The sequence below is a fragment of the Bartonella sp. AU15XJBT genome, assembly GCF_028618615.1.
Lineage (GTDB): Bacteria > Pseudomonadota > Alphaproteobacteria > Rhizobiales > Rhizobiaceae > Bartonella.
Genome location: NZ_JAQITG010000056.1, coordinates 1 through 4,162, shown reverse-complemented (window position 1 = coordinate 4,162; position 4,162 = coordinate 1). Strand labels below are relative to the sequence as shown.

Here is a 4,162-nt window from a genome sequence, read left to right as displayed (position 1 = left end):
AAAAGGTAAAAAGGTTGGCAAACAACTTTCAGAAATCGTTGACAAGATAATGCCTGCTTATTTTCCAGAGAAAGCAAACTTTTTTGAGAAAGACAAGAAAATGAGGGAAAAACAAGAAGAAGTTGAAAGAATACTAGAAGATTTCAACCCCGATTTTCAATACGCAATTGATCTAGGATTAACGCATGATGAAGCGTTATCAGAGTTTAAAAAATTTGTACGCTTTTCAAAAGCCCATCCATGTCGAAATGCACATGAACGCAATTGGCAAATTGCTTGGGATAATTGGATTACGCATCCAAAATATGGATTGGCAACTAAGAAACACGTAGAATTAGAATTGAAAGAAGCATTAGAAATGAAAGTATCATATGAAAACGCATGCTATAAACCACTGTCAAACATCTTTGAAAACAAACAGTCAAAAAGATTTAGCATACTTCCAACAGCGATCTATGCTTAAAGATACTTAAATAATGGATCGTATTTAATCGCATTTGAAGAACAGCAAAATAGTGAAAAGTGCTGATTGTTTTGAGAATAGATATGGGTTTAAACAGCTAAAAAAGTACCGTACAGAGCGATTTTAGATTTTTATGATTAAAAACCACATTGAAAATAAAAACGCTACTGTACGGTCCATTTTGAGGCAAATAAACCCATTGGTAAAGTTATGGATTTAAGCAAGGGGATATTAAATCAGATGTTTTTAAAAAAACGTAAACAGCCCATTCAAAAAAAGTTTATCGCAACGGCGGTTGGATATGCACCATGGGGATTAGGGGTGGCTGAGTATTTTTATAATCTTTACGAATATGATGATGGGATGAGAGAATATGAGGAATTTGAAGGCGGTCAGTATCATGAGATACCTAACAAAGTTGATTACAGTACCAAGGCACAAGTGAAAGCGTGGATATACGGTGGTAATTTACCAAAAAGCGTTTTGAGTTTTGAAGCGTTGATAGACGAGGTGAATGAGAAAATTAAAGAACGTACAAAAGATGATCAGTTGATTAGTGAGATAACGAATGATGGAGAATGGGGTTATCCATTGTCTTGTGAAGAGATGGACAGAGAGCTAGCAAAAGCCGTTGATATTCAATTAGGTAAGAACCAAAATGAAAAAAAGTGAAAAAAATAAAAAATACGTATTGACTTTAAAGAAAAGGTCGTTTATTAAGGTTGGCAAGTGCTTAAAAACCACTTGTGATAAGCGGATAAACCACGAAAAGGTTTCTCCCATTTCTTGAGAATACTGGCTGTCTTTTATGCTTTGAATAGCGTATGATGATTTTGTCGGGTGTAGCTGTACCATACAATACCCTTCGCGAGGGAAAAGTATAGCGGCGGACTTATCACCGTGTTTTTAGCACCCGGCACCCTTATGGGCTGTCAATTAAAAACATTTTTGATAAGGACAACAAGCATGAACGCTACAGTAAAAAATCAAGAATCTTCCTTTTTTGTTACAGATGATAATGGCTCTTTTAAAAAGAGAGAGTTTGCAAAAAAATACGAATTTACAGGTGAAACAATCGAGGTTGGTTTTAAGACACTTCATAGAATTAGAGCATTAAGAGATTTTGGAGATGTCAAAAAAGGGGACCTCGGCGGCTTTATAGGTAGTGAATACAATTTATCGCATCATGGCAATTGCTGGGTTGGAGGTAAAGCCAAGGTTTATGCTAATGCACGGGTTTACGATAATGCCGTTGTAAGTGGTTATGCTCATGTTAATGTGGAAGCTTGTATTTATGAAAACGCCCGTGTTTATGGCAAGGCGGTTGTAGGTGGCTTTGTTTATGGAAATGCTGAGGTTTATGGTTTTGCACGTATTTATCCTCGTGCAAGAATTTATGGGAATGCTCACGTTCATTATAATGCTTGGGTTTTTAATGATACACATATTTTTGGCAATGCTAAACTTTCAGGATATGCTTGTATTTATTCTGATGTAAAAATTTATGGCAATGCAAAGATTCTAGGCTTTTCAAAACTTTATAAAAATGCGCAAGTTTATGGGAATGCTGTTATTGAAGGGCATGCTGAAATTCACGGAATTATTGATGGTAATGCAAAAATTTCAGGCTATTCAAAAATTTATGGTAAAGTTTCAGGAAAAGCAAAATTAAGAGAGTGCGATTTTGTTCGTAAGGAAGGCGAAGTTTATAGTGGCAATAAAGTCATATATAACTCGAATAATACTTTAGAAAAAGCAGCGTAAAACAGCAGCGGCGGTGCGGGGGCGCCTTCTCAAATTTCCATTAAAATTTTATCGAATATTTAGATTAGGGAGCTACCTATGACCACTAAAAATGTATCTAGAAAATATGAACTTACTGATGAAAGTCATGATATTGAAGGGATTACTTTATACCGCATTCGCGCATTGAGAGATTTTGATGATGTAAGGGCTGGGGACCTCGGTGGTCTTATAGAAAATGAAAGCAACCTCTCTCATGATGGGAATTGCTGGGTTTACGATAACGCTATGGTTTCACATGGTGCTATTGTTAGTGAAAATGCAAAGGTACGTAATGATTCTTGTGTTTTTATGGAAGCAAGGATAGCAGGAAATGCAGTGGTTAGTGATAAAGCACGGGTTCTTGAAAAGACCGCTTATATTCATGGCAATGCAAAAATATGCGATAATGCAGTAATTTGTGGTGAAATTTATGGGAATGCCATTGTTTGTAATAAAGCCATGGTATCTCCAGAAGCAAGAATTTATGACAATGCAAAAATTTTGAATAGTGCTTGTATTGCTGGCTTTATTTATGGGAATGCAAAAATATCGGGGTCGGCTTGTATTTATCCAGAAGCAGAAATTTATGATAATGCATGCATTCAAGGAAAAGTAAAAGTTTATTTCTCTGTAAAAATTAATGGCAATACCGTTATTAAAGGCAATAGAAAAATTTATAAAGATATTGATGGTAGTGAACAAACTTTAGATAAAACAGCGTAAATAACGGGTCGGGGGGCTGCTTATAACAAAAAAAGCCGTGTCCTTATGAACGCGGCTTTCATATTCAAAACTATATTAGTAAGGAATTTGCTATAAACAAACTAACTAATAAATCACATATTTTGTGTATAAACGCAAGTGTATTTTCTATCAAATTGCATCTTTAAATGTATCATGTTAGTATTAATTCGCAGCGTTATTGTAACGTTGTATTTTAACCGTTCCTTAGGTTAAGAACCTTTTTAAAAATCGCTACAAAACAAAGCCGTGCCAATTAGTTTTGACACGGTTTTTTTTGTGTATTAACGCTTGTAATTTTACACATAATATACTACATATTGTGTGATCTGAGAAATTGATGAAGTTATGAAAGCCTTGTTATGTATTTACGTAACGGGGCTTTCTTTTATGCTGGGGGTGGTTCTCTATTCAATTTAAATGCATTAAAGCCATGTCAATTTCTTGACACGGCTTCTGTTTTGCAATGCATGACTGTTGTATTGTTATTCGAAAGTATACGAACATCTCTTTATTGCACAAAACGTATCAAAATGCAATAGAAAAGTCGCTTTTAAATCTTAATCTTTTATGTGAAAACATCTTTTTTAATCATTGAAAATATTGTAAAAACACATAAAGTATGTTATGATCTTTCCATCATTTAATGGAACTTACAAATATGCTTAATAAAGTGATTTTAATTGGCCATTTAGGTGCAAATCCCGAAAGTAAAACAATGCCGTCTGGAGCAGAAATAGTCAATTTTCGTATGGCAACGTCTGAAAGCTACACAGACAAGGCAACCAATAAGAAAGTAGACAAAACAGAATGGCATTCCATTGTGGTGTTTAATCCGCATTTGGCAAAAATAGCACTTCAATATCTCAATAAAGGCAGCAAAGTTTATATCGAGGGGCGACTACAAACTCGTAAATGGCAAGATAAAAACGGTATTGAACGATATACAACAGAAGTCATATTGCCTCAGTACAAAGGCGAGTTAAAGCTTTTAGATGGCAAAAATGATGATAATCAAGATCCGTCATCATCTGCTTATGACAGAAGCATTTACAGACCTCTTGATACACCCCATACCGTTATGAATGATGATGTTCCTTTTTAAGGTGGTGTGTGGATGAAATTAGCAGGATGGTATGTACATCATCATCTTCTGATACAAAATCAGATGCT

At 35.0% G+C, this 4,162-nt stretch carries 4 protein-coding genes and 1 pseudogene; all 5 read left to right on the top strand.

Annotation, left to right across the window (positions count from 1 at the left end):
* Positions 1–463, top strand: a pseudogene (locus PVV57_RS09675) (hypothetical protein); the annotation flags it as partial.
* Between the two features lie 240 nt (positions 464–703).
* Positions 704–1,135 (top strand): hypothetical protein, encoded by a 432-nt coding sequence (locus PVV57_RS09670; protein ID WP_273760998.1) that lies wholly within the window; start codon positions 704–706, stop codon positions 1,133–1,135.
* A 294-nt stretch (positions 1,136–1,429) separates the two neighbouring features.
* The gene (locus PVV57_RS09665; RefSeq protein WP_342753353.1) at positions 1,430–2,227 is read left to right on the top strand and encodes a hypothetical protein; all 798 of its coding nucleotides are present in this window, start codon (positions 1,430–1,432) and stop codon (positions 2,225–2,227) included.
* A gap of 78 nt (positions 2,228–2,305) precedes the next feature.
* On the top strand, positions 2,306–2,971 hold the full coding sequence (locus PVV57_RS09660; protein ID WP_273719587.1) for a hypothetical protein: 666 nt from the start codon (positions 2,306–2,308) through the stop codon (positions 2,969–2,971).
* A gap of 679 nt (positions 2,972–3,650) precedes the next feature.
* Entirely contained in the window at positions 3,651–4,094 is a 444-nt protein-coding gene (ssb, locus tag PVV57_RS09655) for a single-stranded DNA-binding protein (RefSeq protein WP_273719604.1), read from the top strand.
* Positions 4,095–4,162: the final 68 nt, after the last annotated feature.

What these genes read in the sequence shown, in the direction of transcription:
- PVV57_RS09670 (WP_273760998.1), top strand. Translation starts at nt 704, where the DNA reads ATGTTTTTAAAAAAACGTAAACAGCCCATTCAAAAAAAGTTTATCGCA.
- PVV57_RS09665 (WP_342753353.1), top strand. Translation starts at nt 1,430, where the DNA reads ATGAACGCTACAGTAAAAAATCAAGAATCTTCCTTTTTTGTTACAGAT.
- PVV57_RS09660 (WP_273719587.1), top strand. Translation starts at nt 2,306, where the DNA reads ATGACCACTAAAAATGTATCTAGAAAATATGAACTTACTGATGAAAGT.
- ssb (WP_273719604.1), top strand. Translation starts at nt 3,651, where the DNA reads ATGCTTAATAAAGTGATTTTAATTGGCCATTTAGGTGCAAATCCCGAA.